This is a genomic window from Stenotrophomonas sp. YJH_SMC_101-4 (assembly GCF_059370395.1).
The window spans coordinates 469,733-488,665 of the sequence record NZ_JCAFTP010000001.1 but is presented as its reverse complement, the minus strand read 5'-3'; the positions used below and the strand labels follow the sequence as shown (position 1 = coordinate 488,665).

General features: G+C 65.1%; 17 protein-coding genes, 7 tRNA genes and 1 pseudogene. 12 read left to right on the top strand and 13 right to left on the bottom strand.

Annotated elements, in window-relative coordinates; translation table 11 throughout:
- Positions 1 to 64: 64 nt before the first annotated feature.
- The 7 genes from AC5P8D_RS02360 to AC5P8D_RS02330 all read right to left on the bottom strand — a co-directional run bounded on the left by AC5P8D_RS02360 (position 65) and on the right by AC5P8D_RS02330 (position 9,506).
- Complete coding sequence (locus tag AC5P8D_RS02360; RefSeq protein ID WP_010484991.1) at positions 65 to 967, bottom strand: cation diffusion facilitator family transporter; 903 nt, start codon at positions 965 to 967, stop codon at positions 65 to 67.
- A 28-nt stretch (positions 968 to 995) separates the two neighbouring features.
- Entirely contained in the window at positions 996 to 3,284 is a 2,289-nt protein-coding gene (locus AC5P8D_RS02355) for an Orn/Lys/Arg family decarboxylase (protein WP_197597130.1), read from the bottom strand.
- Positions 3,285 to 3,304: 20 nt separating this feature from the next.
- The gene (adiC, locus tag AC5P8D_RS02350) at positions 3,305 to 4,657 is read right to left on the bottom strand and encodes an arginine/agmatine antiporter (RefSeq protein ID WP_329766747.1); all 1,353 of its coding nucleotides are present in this window, start codon (positions 4,655 to 4,657) and stop codon (positions 3,305 to 3,307) included.
- 76 nt (positions 4,658 to 4,733) lie between these two features.
- Positions 4,734 to 6,167 (bottom strand): DcaP family trimeric outer membrane transporter, encoded by a 1,434-nt coding sequence (locus AC5P8D_RS02345; RefSeq protein WP_329764517.1) that lies wholly within the window; start codon positions 6,165 to 6,167, stop codon positions 4,734 to 4,736.
- 514 nt (positions 6,168 to 6,681) lie between these two features.
- The gene (gene dsbG, locus AC5P8D_RS02340; RefSeq protein ID WP_313270392.1) at positions 6,682 to 7,524 is read right to left on the bottom strand and encodes a thiol:disulfide interchange protein DsbG; all 843 of its coding nucleotides are present in this window, start codon (positions 7,522 to 7,524) and stop codon (positions 6,682 to 6,684) included.
- A 30-nt stretch (positions 7,525 to 7,554) separates the two neighbouring features.
- Positions 7,555 to 8,358: a TlpA disulfide reductase family protein gene (locus AC5P8D_RS02335; protein WP_224328271.1), complete on the bottom strand. Its 804-nt coding sequence runs from the start codon at positions 8,356 to 8,358 to the stop codon at positions 7,555 to 7,557.
- 80 nt (positions 8,359 to 8,438) lie between these two features.
- On the bottom strand, positions 8,439 to 9,506 hold the full coding sequence (locus tag AC5P8D_RS02330) for a GlxA family transcriptional regulator (RefSeq protein WP_019336511.1): 1,068 nt from the start codon (positions 9,504 to 9,506) through the stop codon (positions 8,439 to 8,441).
- A 186-nt stretch (positions 9,507 to 9,692) separates the two neighbouring features.
- On the opposite strand from AC5P8D_RS02330, the gene AC5P8D_RS02325 reads away from it, so the two are divergent.
- The 7 genes from AC5P8D_RS02325 to AC5P8D_RS02295 all read left to right on the top strand — a co-directional run bounded on the left by AC5P8D_RS02325 (position 9,693) and on the right by AC5P8D_RS02295 (position 11,030).
- Entirely contained in the window at positions 9,693 to 10,106 is a 414-nt protein-coding gene (locus AC5P8D_RS02325; protein ID WP_010484978.1) for a heavy metal-responsive transcriptional regulator, read from the top strand.
- Between the two features lie 89 nt (positions 10,107 to 10,195).
- A tRNA-Ala gene (locus AC5P8D_RS02320) sits at positions 10,196 to 10,271 on the top strand.
- Positions 10,272 to 10,325: 54 nt separating this feature from the next.
- Positions 10,326 to 10,401, top strand: a tRNA-Glu gene (locus tag AC5P8D_RS02315).
- Between the two features lie 184 nt (positions 10,402 to 10,585).
- Positions 10,586 to 10,661: transfer RNA gene (locus tag AC5P8D_RS02310), tRNA-Ala, on the top strand.
- Between the two features lie 48 nt (positions 10,662 to 10,709).
- Positions 10,710 to 10,785 (top strand) — tRNA-Glu (locus AC5P8D_RS02305).
- A 46-nt stretch (positions 10,786 to 10,831) separates the two neighbouring features.
- A tRNA-Ala gene (locus AC5P8D_RS02300) sits at positions 10,832 to 10,907 on the top strand.
- 47 nt (positions 10,908 to 10,954) lie between these two features.
- Positions 10,955 to 11,030, top strand: a tRNA-Glu gene (locus tag AC5P8D_RS02295).
- 95 nt (positions 11,031 to 11,125) lie between these two features.
- Here the strand turns inward: AC5P8D_RS02295 and AC5P8D_RS02290 are convergent.
- Positions 11,126 to 11,542: a GNAT family N-acetyltransferase gene (locus tag AC5P8D_RS02290; protein WP_010484960.1), complete on the bottom strand. Its 417-nt coding sequence runs from the start codon at positions 11,540 to 11,542 to the stop codon at positions 11,126 to 11,128.
- 77 nt (positions 11,543 to 11,619) lie between these two features.
- Between AC5P8D_RS02290 and AC5P8D_RS02285 the strand changes: the two genes are divergently transcribed.
- Complete coding sequence (locus AC5P8D_RS02285) at positions 11,620 to 12,576, top strand: SOS response-associated peptidase family protein (RefSeq protein WP_043403083.1); 957 nt, start codon at positions 11,620 to 11,622, stop codon at positions 12,574 to 12,576.
- A 45-nt stretch (positions 12,577 to 12,621) separates the two neighbouring features.
- Here the strand turns inward: AC5P8D_RS02285 and AC5P8D_RS02280 are convergent, their stop codons facing one another.
- Both AC5P8D_RS02280 and AC5P8D_RS02275 read right to left on the bottom strand, forming a co-directional pair.
- Positions 12,622 to 12,819: a hypothetical protein gene (locus AC5P8D_RS02280; protein WP_010484956.1), complete on the bottom strand. Its 198-nt coding sequence runs from the start codon at positions 12,817 to 12,819 to the stop codon at positions 12,622 to 12,624.
- Between the two features lie 69 nt (positions 12,820 to 12,888).
- Positions 12,889 to 13,269: a response regulator gene (locus tag AC5P8D_RS02275; RefSeq protein ID WP_010484954.1), complete on the bottom strand. Its 381-nt coding sequence runs from the start codon at positions 13,267 to 13,269 to the stop codon at positions 12,889 to 12,891.
- A 132-nt stretch (positions 13,270 to 13,401) separates the two neighbouring features.
- On the opposite strand from AC5P8D_RS02275, the gene AC5P8D_RS02270 reads away from it, so the two are divergent.
- Positions 13,402 to 13,487: transfer RNA gene (locus AC5P8D_RS02270), tRNA-Leu, on the top strand.
- 89 nt (positions 13,488 to 13,576) lie between these two features.
- Here AC5P8D_RS02270 and AC5P8D_RS02265 read toward each other — a convergent pair.
- Complete coding sequence (locus tag AC5P8D_RS02265) at positions 13,577 to 13,876, bottom strand: hypothetical protein (protein ID WP_224328272.1); 300 nt, start codon at positions 13,874 to 13,876, stop codon at positions 13,577 to 13,579.
- A gap of 109 nt (positions 13,877 to 13,985) precedes the next feature.
- On the opposite strand from AC5P8D_RS02265, the gene AC5P8D_RS02260 reads away from it, so the two are divergent.
- Together AC5P8D_RS02260 and AC5P8D_RS02255 are read left to right on the top strand one after the other, a co-directional pair.
- Positions 13,986 to 14,444, top strand: a complete 459-nt coding sequence (locus AC5P8D_RS02260) for a carboxymuconolactone decarboxylase family protein (RefSeq protein WP_019336516.1) — start codon at positions 13,986 to 13,988, stop codon at positions 14,442 to 14,444.
- A 98-nt stretch (positions 14,445 to 14,542) separates the two neighbouring features.
- A pseudogene (locus AC5P8D_RS02255) lies at positions 14,543 to 15,064 on the top strand (GGDEF domain-containing protein); the annotation flags it as partial.
- On the opposite strand, the gene AC5P8D_RS02250 reads toward AC5P8D_RS02255, so the two are convergent.
- The gene (locus AC5P8D_RS02250; protein ID WP_049482641.1) at positions 15,061 to 16,887 is read right to left on the bottom strand and encodes a methyl-accepting chemotaxis protein; all 1,827 of its coding nucleotides are present in this window, start codon (positions 16,885 to 16,887) and stop codon (positions 15,061 to 15,063) included. The pseudogene AC5P8D_RS02255 and the gene AC5P8D_RS02250 overlap by 4 nt on opposite strands.
- Positions 16,888 to 17,142: 255 nt before the next feature.
- Positions 17,143 to 17,688 carry a GNAT family N-acetyltransferase gene (locus AC5P8D_RS02245; protein ID WP_043403106.1) on the bottom strand — a complete coding sequence of 182 codons (546 nt, stop codon included), beginning with the start codon at positions 17,686 to 17,688 and terminating at the stop codon, positions 17,143 to 17,145.
- A 152-nt stretch (positions 17,689 to 17,840) separates the two neighbouring features.
- Here AC5P8D_RS02245 and AC5P8D_RS02240 point away from each other — a divergent pair, with 152 nt between their 5' ends.
- On the top strand, positions 17,841 to 18,929 hold the full coding sequence (locus AC5P8D_RS02240) for a DUF5694 domain-containing protein (RefSeq protein WP_049482639.1): 1,089 nt from the start codon (positions 17,841 to 17,843) through the stop codon (positions 18,927 to 18,929).
- Positions 18,930 to 18,933: the final 4 nt, after the last annotated feature.

Genomic DNA, 18,933 nt, shown 5'->3' with positions numbered 1-18,933 from the left:
GCCCGTGCTCCGCTGCGCTGCGCGAATGGCGTCCGAGCATGGGCTCGGCTCTACCGTTTCCCGCTCACGTCCACGCCGGGTCTGCCGTGAAATCGATGGTCAGCCAGAACGTGCTGCCGCGCGCATCCAGCCGCACCGCGATCTCATCGCGCATCGCATCAACCTCGCCCACCGACCCCAGCGGCGTACCCGGGTCGGCCAGCACATGGATCTCGATGAAGCGCATCCGCCCCATCTTCGCCACGTGACTGGTAAAACCGGCATAACCGCGCTCGGCCACGAATGCCTGCATCACCTGCTGCACGCGCCGGTCCAGATCATCCGGCGCCACCTGCAGTACTTCACGCATGGCCTTCCACGCGCTGCGCGCCGGCACCGGCAGCACCGCCAGGCTGATCAACGCCAGCACGATCGAATCCAGGTACGGCACCCAGTGGTGCCATTCGCCCCCCTGCAGGGCCAGGGCCAGTACGAAGGCCAGTACCACCGCCAGGCTCATCAACCCACCCAGCAGCCAGCCACGCACGTCCAGCCACAACAGCGCCGAGCGCAGATGCCGCGCTCGTTGGGCGACAAACAGCGCCATCGCCAGGTTGCTGGCACTCAGCAGTGCCGCCCACCACAGCGCGGGCCCGAATTTCACTTCATGCCCGCCCGTGGTCAAGCCAATCACCGCGTTGGCCAGCGCATACACGCAGGCCAGCGACAGGATCACCCCACCGAGTGCCTCGACCATTGGCTCCAGGTGCCAGTAGCCGTACTGGAAGCGCGGGCTCTGCTCCCGCGCCACCAGCCGCAGCACCGATAACGACACCAGGGTCAGCGCGACGTCGACCAGGCTGTACACGCCATCGAACAGGATGGCCTGCGATCCCACCAGCAGGCCACCGCCGAAGCCGACCGTGCTCACCGCCAGGGTGACCCCGATGGAGAACTTCAGGATGCGTTGCTCGCGCGCGGTATCCATCGTCCGCCGAACGGCCGACCGTTGCCGGTCAGGCCTTCAGCACCTCCACCTTGTACGAAACCGCATCACCCTCCTGCTCGATGATCAGCCCGTGCACGTCCGACTCGAAGCCCGGGAAACGAGCGTTCTGTTCGCGGGCGATGCGCAGCGACTGGATGATCGGCTCGTCACTGTCGCCAAAGCGCTCGCCCGGCATGATGGTCGGAATGCCCGGCGGGTACGGCACCAGCATGGTCGCGGCGACACGGCCACTGAGCTGCTCGATGTCGACCCGCTCGATCTCGCCCTTGACCAGGTGGTTGTAGGCATCGGCCGGGGTCATCACCGGGGTCGGCAGATCCACGTACATCTCGCGCATCACCTTGGCCACCGCAAATTCCTGGTTGAACGCATGCAGTGCATCGCACAGGTCACGCAGGCCCCAGCCGGCGTAGGCATTGGGATAGTCGGCCGCCAGCGTCGGCAGTGCCTGGCTCAGCGGCGCGTTGCGGTCATACAGCTCCTTGAATGCCATCAGCTCGGTGACCAGCGTGCTCCACTTGCCCTTGGTGATGCCCATCGAGAACAGGAACAGCACCGAGTACAGGTTGGTCTTCTCCACGGTAATGCCGCGACCCCACAGGAACTTGCTGAGCACCGCCGCCGGAATGCCCAGCTTGCCCATGCTGCCGTCCATCGCCAGGCCCGGGGTCAGCAGGGTCACCTTGATCGGGTCGATCAGCACGTAGTCATCGACCAGGTTCTCGAAGCCATGCCAATGGGCATCCGGTTGCAGGTACCATTCCTCGCGTTTGGCCACCAGCGGCGCCGGCGTATCACCCTTGTCCAGGCTGCGCTCGACCTGGGTCGGCTGCCACACACTGAACCACCAGTCGTCGCGGCCCAGATCGTCACGGACGTGCAGCATCGCGCGGCGGAACGCGATCGCCTCGTCGTGCATCTCCTGCACCAGCGAACGGCCAGCCTCGCCTTCCATCATCTTCGAGGCCACGTCGCAGGCCGCGATCACCCCGTAGTGTGGGCTGGTCGAGGTGTGCATCATGAACGACTCGTTGAAGCGCTCGGCGTCCAGGTTGCGTTGCGCCGAGTTGCGCACGTGGATCATCGAGGCCTGCGAGAACGCCGCCAGCAGCTTGTGGGTTGAATGCGTGGTGAAGATGATCGCATCCTGCTCACGCGGCTTGCCTTTGGCCATGCCGTAGTGGTTCTCGTAGAACGGATGGAACGCGGCGTAGGCGTACCAGGCTTCATCGAAGTGCAGGAAATCGACCGCGCTGCCGATCTCATCAGCGATCTTCTCGGCGTTGTAGCACAGGCCGTCATAGGTCGAGTTGGTGACCACTGCGATGCGTGGCTTGGAGCCGGCCTGGTAGGCCTGGCTGGCCAGCGGGTTGGCAGCAATGCGCTGCTGCAGCGACTCCGGCGTGAACTGGTCCAGGCTGATCGGGCCGATGATGCCGTGCGCGTTGCGGCTTGGGGTGAAGTACACCGGCACTGCACCGGTCATGATCAGCGCGTGCAGCAGCGACTTGTGGCAATTGCGATCGACGAACACCACGTCACCGCGCGCCACCGTGCCGTGCCAGACGATCTTGTTGGCGGTGGAGGTGCCATTGGTGACGAAGAAGGTATGGTCGGCGCCGAAGTTGCGTGCCGCTTCTTCCTCGGCATCCTTGATCGGGCCAGTGTGGTCGAGCAGCGAGCCCAGCTCCGGCACCGAGATCGACAGATCGCTGCGCAGGGTGTTCTCGCCGTAGAACTGGTGGAATGCACGGCCGACCGGCGACTTGGTGAATGCCACGCCACCCGCATGACCCGGTGTATGCCAGGAATAGTTCGACTCGGCCGCGTGATGGATCAGCGCCTTGAAGAACGGCGGCAGCAGGTTCTTCATGTAGTCTTCGGCTGCGCGCATCACCTGCCGCGAGATGAAGCTCTTGGTGTCTTCGAACAGGAAGATGAAGCCGTGGATGTACTTGAGCAGCTTGCTCGGCACCTTCTCGATGGTGCGGCGCTCGCCGTACAGGAACACCGGCAGGTTGGCGCGGCGCGCACTCTGCTCACGCAGGAAGGCAGTCAGGCGCTGGAACTCGCCGTCCACCTCTTCGCTGCCATCGATCGAAATCAGCACTGCCGAGGCCGCTACGTAGGTGCGGGCGCCAGCACGGGCATCATCCAGGTTCAGGCCGCACAGCACGCGCTGGTCGTTGATGCGCAGTTCTTCCACCAGGGCGCGGATCAGGATGCCGCCGATGCGCGGCGACTCGTAGTCGTTGTCGATGACAATGACCGGATAGTCCAGGGACTTGAAGTACACGTTGATTCTCCTTGTCGAACTCAGGAACGCTGGGCGCCGGCGCTGATGGCCGATGCCTCGCGGGCGCGCTGCCGCTGCTGGCGGCGCTCCTCGCTGAAGAAGGGATAGAACACGGTGATGAACAGCACGAACAGGAAGGCGTACTGCACGATGGTTCCCGACGAGCCGTAGATCGCCCACAGGCAGTACACAACGGTCAGGCTGGTCAGGGTCCAGAACGCACCGGTATGGACCAGGGTGTGCGAACGCTCGACCACGAAGTAGCAGGCCACGCACGAGTAGATGTAGGGCAGCAGGGTCAGTACCACGGCGGCCGACGTGATGACGTCGAACTGTGCCGACGCGGTTTCCGAGGTGGAGGTGACCAGCACCGCCAGGGTCATCAGCACCGCTACGATCAGCACGCCCTTGACCGGCACGTCATCCTTGTTGGTCTTGCTGAAGATGCTCGGGAACAGCCCGTCGTCGGAGGCCGCCTTGGCACTCTGTGCGGTCAGCAGGATCCAGCCACCCAGCGAACCCGCCGCGCCGATGAAGGCGCACAGGCTGACCAGCGCACCGCCCCAGCCACCGACGGCCTTGGCCGCAGCCAGCGCGAACGGCGCATCGGAGGTCTGCAGCTCGCCGTTGGGCACCATGCCCATGATCACCGAGGAACTGGCGATGTAGGCGATGGCAGCCAGGAACACACCGGCCAGGGTGGCACGGGCCACGTTCTTTTCCGGGTTTTCCACCACGCCGGCGGTGACCGAAGCGGATTCGACGCCGATGAAGGCCCACAGGGTCAATGCCGCAGCGCTGGAGATCGCGCCGAAGTTGGATTCACCGGACACGTTGTAGGCGCCCTTGAAGATGTCGGCATCGAAGAAGAACCAGCCGAAGATGGCGATGCCCAGGATCGGCACCAGTGCGAAGCTGGTGGTGACCGTCTGCACACGGCTGACGAAGGCCGGGCCGATCATGTTGGCGAAGCTCAGCGCCCACACCAGCGCCAGCACCGCGATGCAGCGCACCAGTGGCTCGGACAGGATCGGGAAGAAGTAGCTGAAGTAGCCGACCGCCGCAATCGGGATGGCGACGTTGCCGATCCAGTTGGCGAACCAGTAGATGGTGTTGGTCTGGAAGCCCATGTAGGGCCCGAACCAGTCGCGCGCATAGGCGTATGGACCGCCCGCTTTGGGCGCCAGCTTGCCCAGCTTGGCGAACACGAACGCCAGCAGCAGCGCACCGGCGGTGGTGATCAGCCAGCCCCAGATCGAGGCGGTACCGATCTTGGCCAGGCTGGAGGGCAGCAGGAACACGCCTGAGCCCATCATGTTGCCGGCGACGAGGAAGGTGGCTCCGACCACCCCGATTTTCTTTGCTTCTGCCATGACAATCTCCTGTACTGGCATGAGCCCGGTGCGGCCGGGCGTGGGGACGGTTGCGCTGGCGTAACGCCGCTGGCGCTTACTTGATGAAGTTGTATTGCAGGCTGCCCTGCACCCGGACCGTGTCGCCGCGCGCGCCGCCCTGCTGTTCCAGGCGCCCGTACAGCAGCTCCATGCCCATCGTCCACGACGGTGCCGGGCTCCAGATCAGGTTGAACACGCCGTAGCGGCTCTGACGGAATGCGTCGGCCCCCAGTGCAGCATTCCGCTCCAGGGTCAGCTGGCCGACGATCAGGTTCGAACGCCACAGCTCGGACCAGTAATGGGTGTAGCCAACGAAACCACCGTGCAGGTCCAGCGCATCAAGGCGGCCATCGGCACCGACCACCGCGTCCAGCCCGGAGCCGGTCAGGTCAGCGGTGTAACGGCTCAGGCCGCGCCCACCGAGGGCACCGAACAGCAGCAGGTCGCGCTCGCCCACCGACGCCGATCCGCTCAGCTGCAGACCACCGGCCATGCGCCGGTCGCGCTCATCGTCACCGTCATAGGCCAGGCTGCGTGCCACCGCGCCCAGTTGCAGGTGGCCCCAGTCGCGCTCCATGCGCGCCGTCACCGTCACATCCGGCAGCCGGTTCACCGCCGCGCGCTCATCGCTGGCACCGGCAAGTTCAGTCTTCGGATCTTCGGCGGCAACAGTCAGGGTGTTGCCCTTGCCCATCGCAAAGCTGTGGTGGATGCCGGCCACCAGCAGATAGCCCGCACCACCCGGACCGGCGAAATCCAGCGTGTCAGGCAGGCTGTCCGGATCCATGAAGCTGGAATAGCCGTAGCCCGCGTAGGTATTGCCGAGCTGGCCATAGGCGTGGCGCAGGCGGAATTCGTAACCATCACTGCTGCCGAAGAAGTCGTTCTCCAGGTAGAAGCGCAGGTTCCCGTGCGAGGTCGGGCGCCGCGCCTCGAAACTGAAGCGGGTCTGCTTGGCATGGATGTTGAAATTGGACACGTCACGATGACGGCCGCCCACTGGCATCGACGAAGGAATGAACTGATCTTCGTCGCCGGCTGCGCGCGAATCGGCGATGGCATCGAGCTTGGCGTAGCCGCCGATGCGGATCACCGTATCGGTGCCGGGAATGGCGAAGAACCCCTTCAGATCCGGGTCGGTTGGGCCGGCCGCACTGTCCGGTCGCGATGCCGCGGTGGAAGGATCGGCCACCGATTCACGCTGCGGCAGCACCGGTTGTGCCACGCCCGGCACCTGGGTGGGATGCAGCAGATGGGTAGCGCCTGCAGGTGCGGTCGCAGGCGCAGGGATCTGCGCGACGGCAGGCGCAACCGCGCCATTGCGCTGCTCAAGCCGATCCAGCCGCTGCTGCATGCCCTCCAGTACCTGACGCATGGCCGCGATCTCACGGCGCAGCGCCTGCGCGTCCTCCTTGTCATCAGCCTGTGCATATGCCGGCGTGATCGCCAATACGGTCAAGCAGGCCAGACTCAGTACCGCCACGCGCATTGCATCCTCCCTGGACGTCCATGTTCATCTCGCAGGCCGAACGCACGCATGCGCGGCTCCGGCCCCACGTTGCAGTTGCTGGAAATGCGGATACTGCGTCGACGGCGGCGGCCAGCCTGCGCACTGCAGGCAACAGGACGATGACACTGCCCTGCCCGCACCGATGTCGACTCCATCAAGGCCGCGCTGCCAAAGAGGTGGCGACCGCAGCGGTCTGGGTAACAAGCACGGAGTGAGAATGTCGTGAATGGCTGTGCCGGCCGACCCTGATCAGGGCGTGGCGAGCGCGGCATCCGTCGCGCAGTGACGCTGTATTCCATGCGTCACAGGCTAATCCGCCTGTCGTTTTTGGCCTTGATTGGAATCAAGGCGCGATGCTTGATGTCAGTCACGATTCAGACGTGACGATGAACCAACGTTGCGCGGGCCTGCAACCGGAAGGCCGGCCACAGAATGCGACAGGCCCGCATGCTGCCATGCGGGCCTGTGCAATGTTTCATGAGGCTGGCGCCACTCAGCGCGGGCCAAGCACCGTCTGCAGATCGGCACCCTGCGGCAGGCCCGCACGACGCTGTACCTGGCCCTGTGCGTCCTGGAACAGAATGCCCGGCGTGCCCTGGAAGCCCATTTCGATCATCAGTACCTGATTGGCATCGAGCTTGCCAGCAATCTCGCGGCTGATGTTCGGCAGCGCCTTGATGCCACCGCGATCAAAATCGTGCTCGTTCTGCAGCAGCGCTGCACTCGGGTCACGGGCTGCGAGGATGGCCGCCGCTTTGGCCGGGCTGTCCTCGCGGATGACGCCGACCATGATGTGACGCAACTGCACCTTGCCCGCATCGACCCACGGCCGTGCCGCTTCCCAGAACTTGTGGCAGTAAGGGCAGTTGGCATCGCTGAAGGTATAGACCACGCGCGGCGCATCGGCCTTGCCGTCACGTACCCAGGCGCTGGATTCCAGTTTGGTCCACATTTTGGCCGACATCGGCGAGGCCACCAGCTTCTCAACGGCCTCAGCGGCTACATCGTTGCCCTCCGTATCGAACAGGCTGCCGACCAGTACATGCTTGCCATCAGCAGTGACATAGGCCGCTGCCGGCTGCTGGCCGCCGACCACGCCGGCGAAACCTCGCAGGCCACCGGGGGCATCGAATTCGGCGACGACCTCGAACCCATGCTTCTCGATGCCCTTCAGCACCGCAGGGCGATCGCCCTTGTTGGCAGCGGCTGTGGCGCTCGCTGCCGGTGCCGCGGCGGTCTTGCCCGGCGGTGTCTGTGCCTGGCTGCAGGCGGCCAATGCCAGCAGGACCGGCAGCAACAGCACCGCCGGGGCGGTGCGCAGGGAAGTCGACAACATGGGAACTCCGTAGTGAGATGCCCGCGCAGGCTACCGCAGCCGGCGCAGTTTGTGTTCAAGACCAGCTGCCGTCAGTTCGCCGAGGTGCAGTTCACGCAGGCGCCCCTCGGCGTCGAAGAACAGGGTCGAGGGATAGGCCTGCACGCCCAGCACCGTGGATGCCGCAGCGTCATCGTCCAGCAATACGTTGCCCAGCAGGAGCCGTTCGCGCGCAACGAAACCCTGGACCTCCTCAAGGGTTTCACCCTGATTGAGGAACACGAACTGCACGTCCGCATGTGCCTGCTGTGCCGCTGCCAAGACCGGCATCTCACGCCTGCAGGGACCACACCAGCTGGCCCACAGGTTCAGCACCAGTGGCTTGCCACGAAACTGCTGCAGATCAACCCTTCCCCCTTGCAGATCAGCAACCTGCAATACCGGCAAGGGCATCTGCCGCTCCTGCCAGGCGGACAACAGCTGACTGCCGCCCGCCCATAGCAGCACACCTGCCAACGCCGCGCCCAGCACCGGGGCGCGCAACGCCCGCCATGGGCGCAACCTCCACAGTCCCCATGCCAATCCCGCAACCAGGACAACCACCAGGTGGTAGCCACCATCGGCAATCTGCAGAATGCTCCACGGCGCCTCGCGATACAGCGCGAAGTTCAAGGCCACGAAGCTGATGCGACCACACAGCAGGCCCACCAGCAGCATGTCCAGAACCATGCTGGGTGCGGAAGGCAGCGGCATGCCGTCCTTCCTGCGTGGCCAAAGACGCGCCACGGCCATCGCCAGCACTACGCACACGAGAATCAATACCACCGGCATCGGCACCGGCCCAACGCTCGACATCAGACCACCTGTTCAATCGTCCACTGGCTGCATGGTCGAAGTGTCGCGCTCCGGTTGCAAGCCCGACGATGCTGCCCGCATCAGGCCGCGCTGCGCCCCAGTTGCATCACCGACGGCGATTGCAGCCCGCGCAGACTGCCCGCCACCGACGGCATCAAGGGCCGCTCGCGGCGCTTGCTGCTGACGTGACGCCGATAGTTCGCCGGCGTCATGCCAACGATGCGCAGGAACAACCGGCGAAACGCACTCTGATCGGCGTAGCCGACGCCCCAGGCCACCTCATCGATACCCGCTCCCTGCTGCAACAGGGTCTGCGCCTTGGCGATGCGCAGCCGTTGGCAGTACTCGATCGGCCGCAGGCCGGTGGCCTTGAGGAACCGCCGCTGCAGCGTGCGCGGCTCCAATCCGGAGACTTCGCAGATCGCGGCGAGGGTGGCGCCGCGTGCCGCCGTGGTGTGCAACCAGCGCTGTGCCTTCAATACATCACGATCTCCATGTGCGAAGTTGGCGCTGAAGCGTTCCAGATCCTGCTGGATCGTGGCGGGCACGGTGATGCCCAGCTGCTGCGCCACCGCACTGGCCACGCCCTGCCCATGCAGCCGGTACAACAGCCGCAGGCCCAGGAAGCGCCAGGCCTGGCCCCCGCCGACCGTCAGCAGGTCGCCGTCATCCACCAGCGCCCGCTCGCTCGGCACCCAGCTCGCGGCCTGCGCCTGCAGGCCTGGATGGCGCCCGAGATCGGGGCCACTGACCGTACGCCCGGCCAGCAATCCGGCCCGTGCCAGCACGCTGACGCCATCACTGGCGGCGGCCAGCAGGCTGCCACCGTCATAGTGCGCGCGCAGCCAGTCCAGCAGGACCTCATCCGCGCGCAGGCACGCGCCGGCACTGATCTGGCCGGGAACCGCAATCACAGCCGGGATGGCCGCATCGAGCATTTCCGCACCCGCAATACGGTGCACACCAGTCTGGCTGGCCGGCACGATCCAGCGGGTGACCAGCACCCGCTTGAACGGCCGGCGCTGCTGCTGGGCAAGGCGATTGGCAACGTGCGCCATTTCGGCCAGTACGGAGGCGGCAGACGGATCACCTCCCGGGTATTCAACCACCGCGATCTCGACGAATCCTTCGTTCCTGAATCCTTCCACAGACCACCTCCTCGGTTCGTTGCAGGCCATCGAACGGCCGGTTCAGGCGAAGGGTAGGAACTGGCCCATCGGCGGGGCTATGAAGAAAGTTGCAAAGTGCGCTGAATGCGCGCACCCGGTCCAAGCCTTGACTCTCGACCAGACTCCAGGCTTCACAATGGCCGGCAGCATCCGCAGGAATCCGCCATGAACATTGGACAACTGGCCCGCCAGGCGGGCGTGCCGATCGATACGGTGCGCTACTACGAACGACAGCAGCTGCTGCCGACCGCGGCCCGCTCGGCGGGTGGCTACCGCATCTTCGGCGAGCAGGATCTGCGCCGGCTGCGATTCATCCGCCGCGCCAAGGCGCTGGGCTTCAGCCTGGAAGAGATCGGCGAGCTGCTCGTACTGAGCGATCAGCACTCGCAGGACATGGGCAGCGTGCGCGACACCGCGCAGGCCCGCCTGCAGGACATCGCGCAACGGATGGCCGAGCTGCAGCGCATGCACACCGCACTTTCGCAGCTGGTCGACGCCTGCCCCGGTCACGGCACGCTGGACCAGTGCCCGATCCTGGCGGCACTGACCGACAACGTTGCACAGGCGAAAGGCGACTGACATCGGCTTCGCAACGCACGTGAAGAAAAGTGCAACAAATGCTTGCCAACCCCCTGGGGCAAGGCTATTATTTCGCTCCTCAGCGACGTGGGGCCATAGCTCAGCTGGGAGAGCGCCTGCATGGCATGCAGGAGGTCAGCGGTTCGATCCCGCTTGGCTCCACCAATCTTTCGGCATTAGGCCGTCGAAAGGTCGCTAAAGAACATTGATGAGAATTGCGTCCCCATCGTCTAGAGGCCTAGGACATCACCCTTTCACGGTGGCGACCGGGGTTCGAATCCCCGTGGGGACGCCACTCATCACGAACAACGAGGACCCGGCCGATAACCGGGTCTTTTTTGTTCACCGCCTACCAGCATTCAGGTAGTGGCGTTGCGGTTCCCCTGCCCTCGTGGCCGCGGTTGAACCGGAACGAAAAAAGCTCAAAAAAAGCTTCCACAAACGTGAACACGCAGGTATGATAGGCGGCTCGGTAACATGGGGCCATAGCTCAGCTGGGAGAGCGCCTGCATGGCATGCAGGAGGTCAGCGGTTCGATCCCGCTTGGCTCCACCACTTTCGACATTAGGCCGTCGAAGGTTCTACAACTTGAAGTTTTCGTGCGTCCCCATCGTCTAGAGGCCTAGGACATCACCCTTTCACGGTGGCGACCGGGGTTCGAATCCCCGTGGGGACGCCAGTTTCAAAACGGACTCTGCTCCCGGCAGATCATCCGGAGTTTCATTGGGGCCATAGCTCAGCTGGGAGAGCGCCTGCATGGCATGCAGGAGGTCAGCGGTTCGATCCCGCTTGGCTCCACCACTTCGACATTAGGCCGTCGAAGGATCTACAACTTGAAGTTTTCGTGCGTCCCCATCGTCTAGAGGCCTAGGACATCACCCTTTCACGGTGGCGACCGGGGTTCGAATCCCCGTGGGGACGCCAATTCTTTAAAACCCCGGCTTCGGCCGGGGTTTTTCTTTGCCTGTGATTTCTGAAAAGGCCCGATCCAGCATGGATGGCCTCAGCCTGGACACACCTCAGAACCGGCGATACATCCCGATCGATGCAGGTGCGGTAGGTGCGAAACCAAACTGCGCGTACAGCCGGTGCGCTTCACCATCTGCCAGAAGGCTGACGTATGCCGACGGCGGCAGGTTTGCCTGCATCCAGCCCTCCAGGCGACGCATCACTTCCTTGCCCAGGCCCTGCCCCTGCAGGCGCGGCAACACGGCGATATCGCAGACCTGCAGGTGGCAGCCCCCATCGCCGACGATGCGCCCCATCGCCACCAGCTCGTTGCCCTGGTAGGCGCACACGCCATACAGGGTATTGGGCAGCGCGCGTGCCGCCGCCTCCTGGCTCTTGGCACTGAGGCCCGCCAGCACACGCAGCTGGCAATAGTCCTCGACCGTGGGCACGGCGTCGCGGAACTGGCAGGCGACGGAATCATTCATGCGCTTTCTCCCTGTAGGTCGGGCTATCCTGCCTCATCCATGTCGCAACTGCTGCGACCCGCGCCTGCAGAGTTCCCATGTGCTATTCCGCCCTGATCCGCGCCGACTACGCCAGGCTGGTGCGCGAGTTCGGCGCCATCCTGTCGCTGGAAGAATTCGCGGAGCTGTACGCGCACGATCCCGGCAAGAAGCGCCCCAGAACTCCCAAGGCCATGGATGACGGCTTCGCCGGTGCGCGCACCGAGCAGGGCCGCGACATCGTCGCGAAAATCCAGCAATGGCATGCGCAGGAGCGCCAGGATCTGGAAGCGGAGCTGGCCCGCCAGCGCGAGCGACGCGATATCGCCAACGCCACGCTGGCGACCCGCCCCACCCAGAAGGCACGCAACGACCTGCGCGTGGCCGGCAACCGCATCGATCGTGCGCAGGCCCGGCTGGAAGACCTGCACCGGGTGCAGCTGCTGCCGCGCGACAACCGCATTTTCCCTGGCACCTACGCACCGGTCATGGTCAGCGAGGGCGGCAAACGCGTGATCAAGCCGATGCGCTACCAGTGCCGGCTGCCGGACAAGCCGGTGCGCAACGACATCCTCTATCCCGGCACCTACAACGCGAGGCGCGACAGCCTGGAAGGCTATTGGCGCGGTGCGTTCGGCCTGCGCCACGGCGTGGTGGTGGTGCAGGCGTTCTATGAGCACGTACCGCGTCACGCCATCGCCGGCCGCACGCTGGGTGCCGATGAGAAGGAGCAGGACGTGGTGCTGGAGTTCCGGCCTGATCCCCCGCGCGATCTGCTGCTGGCCTGCCTGTGGGCGGAATGGGAAGGACCGGAAGGTCGCCTGCTGTCATTTGCCACCATCACCGACACGCCTCCGCACGACGTCGCCGCTGCGGGCCACGACCGCGGCGTCGTTCCCATCCGCAGGGAACACCTCGATGCCTGGCTCAATCCCGATCCGGATGATCTGGCGCGGCAGTACCGCATCCTCGACGACCGCGAAGAGATCCGCTACGTGTACGAAGAAGCCGGCTGAATACCGCGCACAGATGAAAAACCCCGCCTGGGCGGGGTTCATGGATCAGGGATTGCCGCCGCACATCGCCTCTTCGCAGAAGGCCTGTTCCTGCAGGCATTGTTCGACCTCACCACCCCGCGCGATGCAGCTCTTGTAGAGCTGGAAACAGGGCTGGCCGCACCACGCGGCAGAGGCCGTACCACCGAAGACCGCCATCGAAAGGACACCCGCAGCAACCATGCGCTTGATCCACTTCTTCATGCCACTCTCCTTGTAGGCCTGAGCATTCAGGCCCGGGCAGGATACGCCCACCGCTTCAGCATGCGCCAATCAGGCCCTGGCGCTGGCGCGGCCCACTGCGCGTACCAGTGCCTGGCTCAGGTCTGCCGAGAGATACGGCTTGACCAGCAGCACGCCGGCCAGCATCGGCTCGGGCAGCTGCTCGGCCAGCATGCCGGTGGCCAGCACGAACGGCACGCCACGCGCCGACAGCGCCGCGGCCACCGGCTCGCTGGTTTCATTGCGGGCCAGGCGGTAATCAAGCAGGGCAACGTCCGGGGTCGACGCCTCCAGCAGGCGCAGTGCCTCAGCGACGCTCGCGGCCAGACCCACCACCGTCGCACCGGCGTGCACCAGCTGCATCTGCAGCAGTGCGGCACTCATCTCGTCGTTCTCGACCACCAGCACCCTCAGGTCCTGCAACACTGTCATCGGCTACCACTCCTGGAGGCATTCAAGCCGCCGCAGTATAGCCATCACTGGGCCGAAGCCGACAGGACGCGCCCTGATCGGCCTCCCCACTATGAAAGCCGTGCCGACCTCGTTTACAATCGCACGCTGCCTGCCGGTGTGGCGGAATGGTATACGCAGCTGACTCAAAATCAGCCGGGGGTGACCCCATGAAGGTTCGAGTCCTTTCACCGGCACCAAAGACCCTTGCGGCATAAGGGTTTAAAAGAAAATGGCGTAATGGAGTCGTGAATCTTCCGGCTCCGCCTTTTTTCTTCATTCTCTCTCGCTACACACCGCCGCGCATCTGCTGCAGCCCCGCCCTCAACCGCGCCTTGCTGCGGATGTCCCTCGCTCGGGGTTTCGTCTCCGCCGGCGGCTTGCGCGGCTCCAGCGCTGCCTTGATCCGCTCGATCTCCTTCGCCCCAGCCTCAGCCAGGCGCCGGGCCTGTTGCTGCTGCTCGCGGGTCGGGGGTAGGCCCGGCAGAGGCGTGGCCGGCGCGATGAGCGTGCTGTCGGTCAGGGGGTCCACGGCCTCGCGCGGCGGCAGGCCCGGGTAGAGCCCCACCGCACACCAGTGCTCAGCCAAGCGCCTATTCTGGCGCACGCTATCAGCTGTCACGAACCGTCCCTGCTCGGCGTCCCTACCTTTGAGTGGACCGACTCCGGCCCACACTTAGAGGAAAAGGACGTTAGAAATGAACCGAGCGAACTGGTTTGTGGTCTCTCCCGAGGGTGCCAAAGCGGTTGGACAGCTCCATCACTTTGTGACCACCGGCACATCGTTGCCCTCAAAATTGATCCACCTGGTGTTCTTGCGCGTTTCTCAACTGAATGGATGCGCGCACTGCATAGACATCCACACACGCGATCTACTCAAGGAAGGCATGCCCTTCGACACAATCACCCTTCTGCCTGTTTGGCACGAAGCCTCGTACCTGTTCTCGGAGCAAGAGCGCGCCGCGTTGGCATGGTCTGAGGAAGTGACGCTTGTCAGCGAGACCCACGCATCTGACGAGGCGTATCAGGCCGTGGCCGCAGCCTTCAGCGAGAAGGACCTTGTCGATCTTACGCTCACCATCGCGGCAATGAACGCGATCAATCGGCTAGGCGTGAGCTTTAGGCTCAAGCCCCGTGCCAAGCCCGCTACCGAGTAACGACACCGGCGAGCGCTGGGCATTGGCCCAGCGCCGCGTCAGCGCCGCTTTGATCCGACTTTTGCCTCCCTCAACCGAGCCTTAGCGGGATCCGTCAGTCTGGGCTTGGTCTCCGCCGGCCGCCGGATCGGCTCCAGTGCCGCCATCACCCGGGCGAACGCGGCAGCAGCCGCCTCGTCCAGGGACTCGGGCTGGCGGTACTGATGATCGACATCGACCACTTCAAACGGCTCAATGACACCTACGGCCACCCGGAAGGCGATCGTCGCCTGCAGTCGGTGGCTGCCATCCTTGATGGCTGCCTGCAACGGGGTGACGATCTGCTGGCCCGCTATGGCGGCGAAGAGTTCATCGCCGCCCTGCCCTCGCCCGATGCCGCCCACGCCCTGGGCCTGGGCGAACGGCTGCGCGCTTCGGTCGAAGCCGCAGCCCTGCCCACCCCTGAAGCCACCGTCACCATCAGCATCGGCGTGGCCTGGCAGGCACCGGGCGAAGACCGCGATCCGCGCGACCTGGTCGAACGCGCCGACCAGGCCCTGTATCGCGCCAAGCATGCCGGCCGCAACTGCGTACGCGGCGACACCGGCACCACGGAAGACTGGTCCGGGCGCCGCGTCTAGACCGCGTGCAGCGCCGCCGCTCCATGCCGATGCCCGGCCCCGCCCTGCACGCGGAAGCTGGCCACGGTCTGCAGCAGCTGCGCCGACTGTTCTTCCATGCTGCGCGCCGCCGCCGACGCCTCCTCGACCAGGGCCGCGTTCTGCTGGGTGCCCTGATCGATCAGGTCAACCGCATGATTCATCTGCTGGATGTCGTCGCTCTGCTGCTGCGAGGCAGTGCTGATTTCGGTCATCAGGTCACTGACCCGGCGCACGTTGATCACGATTTCATCCATGGTGCGGCCCGCGCTCTCAACCTGCGCCGTGCCGGCGCCCACATTGGCAACCGACTCATCGATCAGGTGCTTGATCTCCTTGGCTGCGCTGGCCGAACGCTGCGACAGCTCGCGGATCTCGGTTGCAACCACGGCGAAGCCACGGCCATGTTCACCGGCACGCGCAGCCTCCACCGCTGCGTTCAGCGCGAGAATGTTGGTCTGGAAGGCGATGCCGTCGATCACCCCGATGATGTCGACGATGCGCCGCGACGAGGCATTGATCACCGCCATCGTCTCGACCACCTCATGCACCACATTGCCGCCTCGCGCGGCGACGTCGGCCGCTCCACCGGCCAGCTGGCTGGCCTGGCGCGCGTTGGTGGCCGTGCGCTGCACGGTCTCGGCCAGTCCCTTCATCGACACGGCGGTTTCCTCCAGCGAGGCCGCCTGCTGCTCGGTGCGCTGCGAGAGGTCGCTGTTGCCCTGTGCGATTTCAGTCGCGCCGACTGCGATGGTGTCCGCAGCGAACTTGATCTGGCCGATGATGGCCGCCATCGCCTCGACCAGCGAATTCACGCCTTCGCACAGTTCGGCGATCGGTCCGTTCTTGTCGGTGGTGGCCACGCGCTGGGTCAGGTCGCCCTGCTTGGCGGCAGCCACCACCTCGCGGGTCTGCGCCACGGCGCGCTGCATGGCCTGGTTCTCATGCACCTGCACGGTGATGTCGGTAGCGTACTTGACGACCTTGAACGGCTTGCCGTTGAGGTCCAGGATCGGGTTGTAGGATGCCTGGATCCAGACCTCGCGCCCGCCCTTGCCCAGGCGCCGATACTGCCCGGCGTCATACTCGCCACGCCCGAGTTTCTCCCAGAACTGGCGATATTCGACGCTGCTGCGATGCTCGGGCTCGACAAACAACGAATGGTGCTGCCCGCGCACCTCGTCCAGGCTGTAGCCGGTGGCGGCCAGGAAATTGTCATTGGCCGACAGGATGCGGCCATCCATGCTGAACTCGATCACCGCCTGCGACTTGGCGATCGCGGCCAGTTGCCCCGCCGAGTCGGCCGCCTGCAGCTTCTGCGCGGTGATGTCGGTCGCGAACTTGACCACCTTGTACGGCCGCCCCTGGCGGTCCAGCACCGGGTTGTACGAGGCCTGGATCCAGATCTCGCGCTGGCCCTTGCCGAAGCGGCGGTACTGTCCGGCGTCATATTCGCCGCGCCCCAAGCGCGCCCAGAAGTCGCGGTATTCAGCGCTGCGCGCCTGCTCGGGGTCGACGAACAGGGAATGATGCCCGCCCTGGATCTCCTCCAGCCGGTAGCCCATCGCCTGCAGGAAATTGTCATTGGCCTGCAGGATGGTGCCGTCGAGCGCGAACTCGATGACGGCCTGCACGCGATGCAGCGCGGCCACCTGCGCTTCCAGCTCGGTGCGGTCGGTCACCGCCTTCTCTGTGCGGGTGCGTTGCTGTGGCGCCAGTACGCCAAGCAGCGCACGCCACGGCGACCAACGGGTATGCAGCTCGGCCGGCGCCTGCGCGCCCGCCGTGAAGCCTGGAATGAGCATTGTCTGATCCTCGGTGTCCGGTAAGCGGTTGTGACCCGACGGGCGGGATGCCCGGCGGCAACATCAGTTGCCAGGGACTACAGGTGCCAACCGGCACCTCTCGAGCGACTGCCAAGAGCGTCTGCTGCGGGTGCGATCGGCATCTGGAAGCGGCGGAACACACTGCGCGGACCGCCCATCGGGGGCAGTCCCGGGTCCTGCGGCGGGTGACTGGAGCGGGATCCAGAGGGAGTATCGGCGATGCCGTCGGCCGCTTTAGCGGGATTCCGCGACGTCCGTCGCAACTCCATGCATTGCAGCCGGAATGCGGTAGACGATTGCCGTGTACTTCACGCCCCGCTCACGTGCCACCGCCTGCCCACCGAGGGACTCAGCCAGTGAACGGCTGGACCGGTTCCGTTCCGCCACCGGGTAGCGGAACGCCGCACAGCGCAGGCGCTCGGAGGCCGCCGACCACACCGCCGCCACGGCTTCGCGGCCATAGCCGTGCCCATGCATCACTTCTGCGATCCAGATGCCCAGCTCGGGTTCTGCTTCCCCGGCTCGATGCAGGCCTGCCAGGCCAAGGAATACATCATCCTCGCGCCTGCGGATCACGAACGTGATGTCGGTCCCGTCGGCAATGGTGGGCAGCCACGTCTGCCAGACCGCAGCAAACGCCGCCTCCGACGGAGGCGGCTCGAAGGCCATGTAGCGGGTCAGCCCGGGCGTGATTCCCGCAAATGCCTCGTCGGCGTCACCGGGCGTGAATGGCCGGAGGTGCAGCCGCGGACTGTCGATGGTCCAGTCGTCGGATGTCATGTTCTGCATTGCCTGAGCGCTGAGTACAGCATCGCTCAGCAGAAGGATGCAGCTCAAGGCAGAAAGGTTTACATGACCAATGCGGGATTCCCCAGCCGGAGAAAATGACCAGCATGAAGGTCCCGCAGGACGCTTATCGACATGGAGATCGCATGTTCCCTCGCTTTGCCAGCCTTCTCTTCCTGGCCGTGTGCAGCAGCAGCGCGCTGGCCAACGACACCGCCTATCGACCGGCGTTCCACCCGGACCAGCTGAAGGGACCGCCCGCAGGACGCCCGAACGAAGTACTGGTACTGGGCAGCCCGCACCTGTCCAGCCTGCCGGAGACCTTCACGCCGGCGATGCTGGAACCTCTGCTGCAGCGCCTGGAAGCCTGGCGGCCCACCGCGATCGCAGTGGAGAACCTGTCCGGCCTGCAGTGTGACTTCATGCGCCGCAATCCAGCCCGATACGCGGAGAGCGTAGCGGACTACTGCGTCGATCCGGCCCCGGCGCAGGCCGCCACCGGCCTGGACGTGCCCAGCGCGAACGTGGAGATGGAACGCCTGCTTGCGGAATGGCCGAAGGCGCCAACCGCTGCCCAGCGACGCCGATTGGCCGCAGTCTTCCTGGCCGCGGGCGAAAGCAGCTCGGCAGTCGTCCAATGGCTGCGGCTGCCCAGGGAAGAGCGACGTGCTTCGGACAGCCTGACGCCGGAGCTGGTGCGGTTCCTCGACACGCGCATGACCCGCCGCAACGAGGCCGGCCTGGTGGCCGGCGTCCTTGCCGCACGCCTGGGACTGGAGCGCCTGTGGTCGGTCGACGACCACACTGCGGATTCGCCAACACCGGAATCGCAGCAGAAGGCCTACGCTGCCGCCATACGCGGTGCCTGGGACAATTCCTTCGTCAAAGCGCGCAGGGCGGCCGATGAACGGCTCGAAGCCAATCTTGACCAAGCGGATGGGTTGCTCGCGATGTATCGCGCCTACAACGCACCCGAGGCCGTGATGGCGGCCTTCAACAGCGATTTCGGCGCGACGCTCGTCGAACCCTCGCCGGAAGGCTTCGGCCGCAACTACGTGGGCTACTGGGAAACCCGCAACCTGCGCATGGTCGCCAACATACGCGACATACTGGGCCAGCAGCCAGGCACCCGCATGCTGACCATCGTCGGTGCCTCGCACAAGGGCTACTACGAGGCTTACCTCAACCTGATGCACGACGTGCAGCTGGTCAGTTCGGATGAAGTTCTGCGCTGACGCA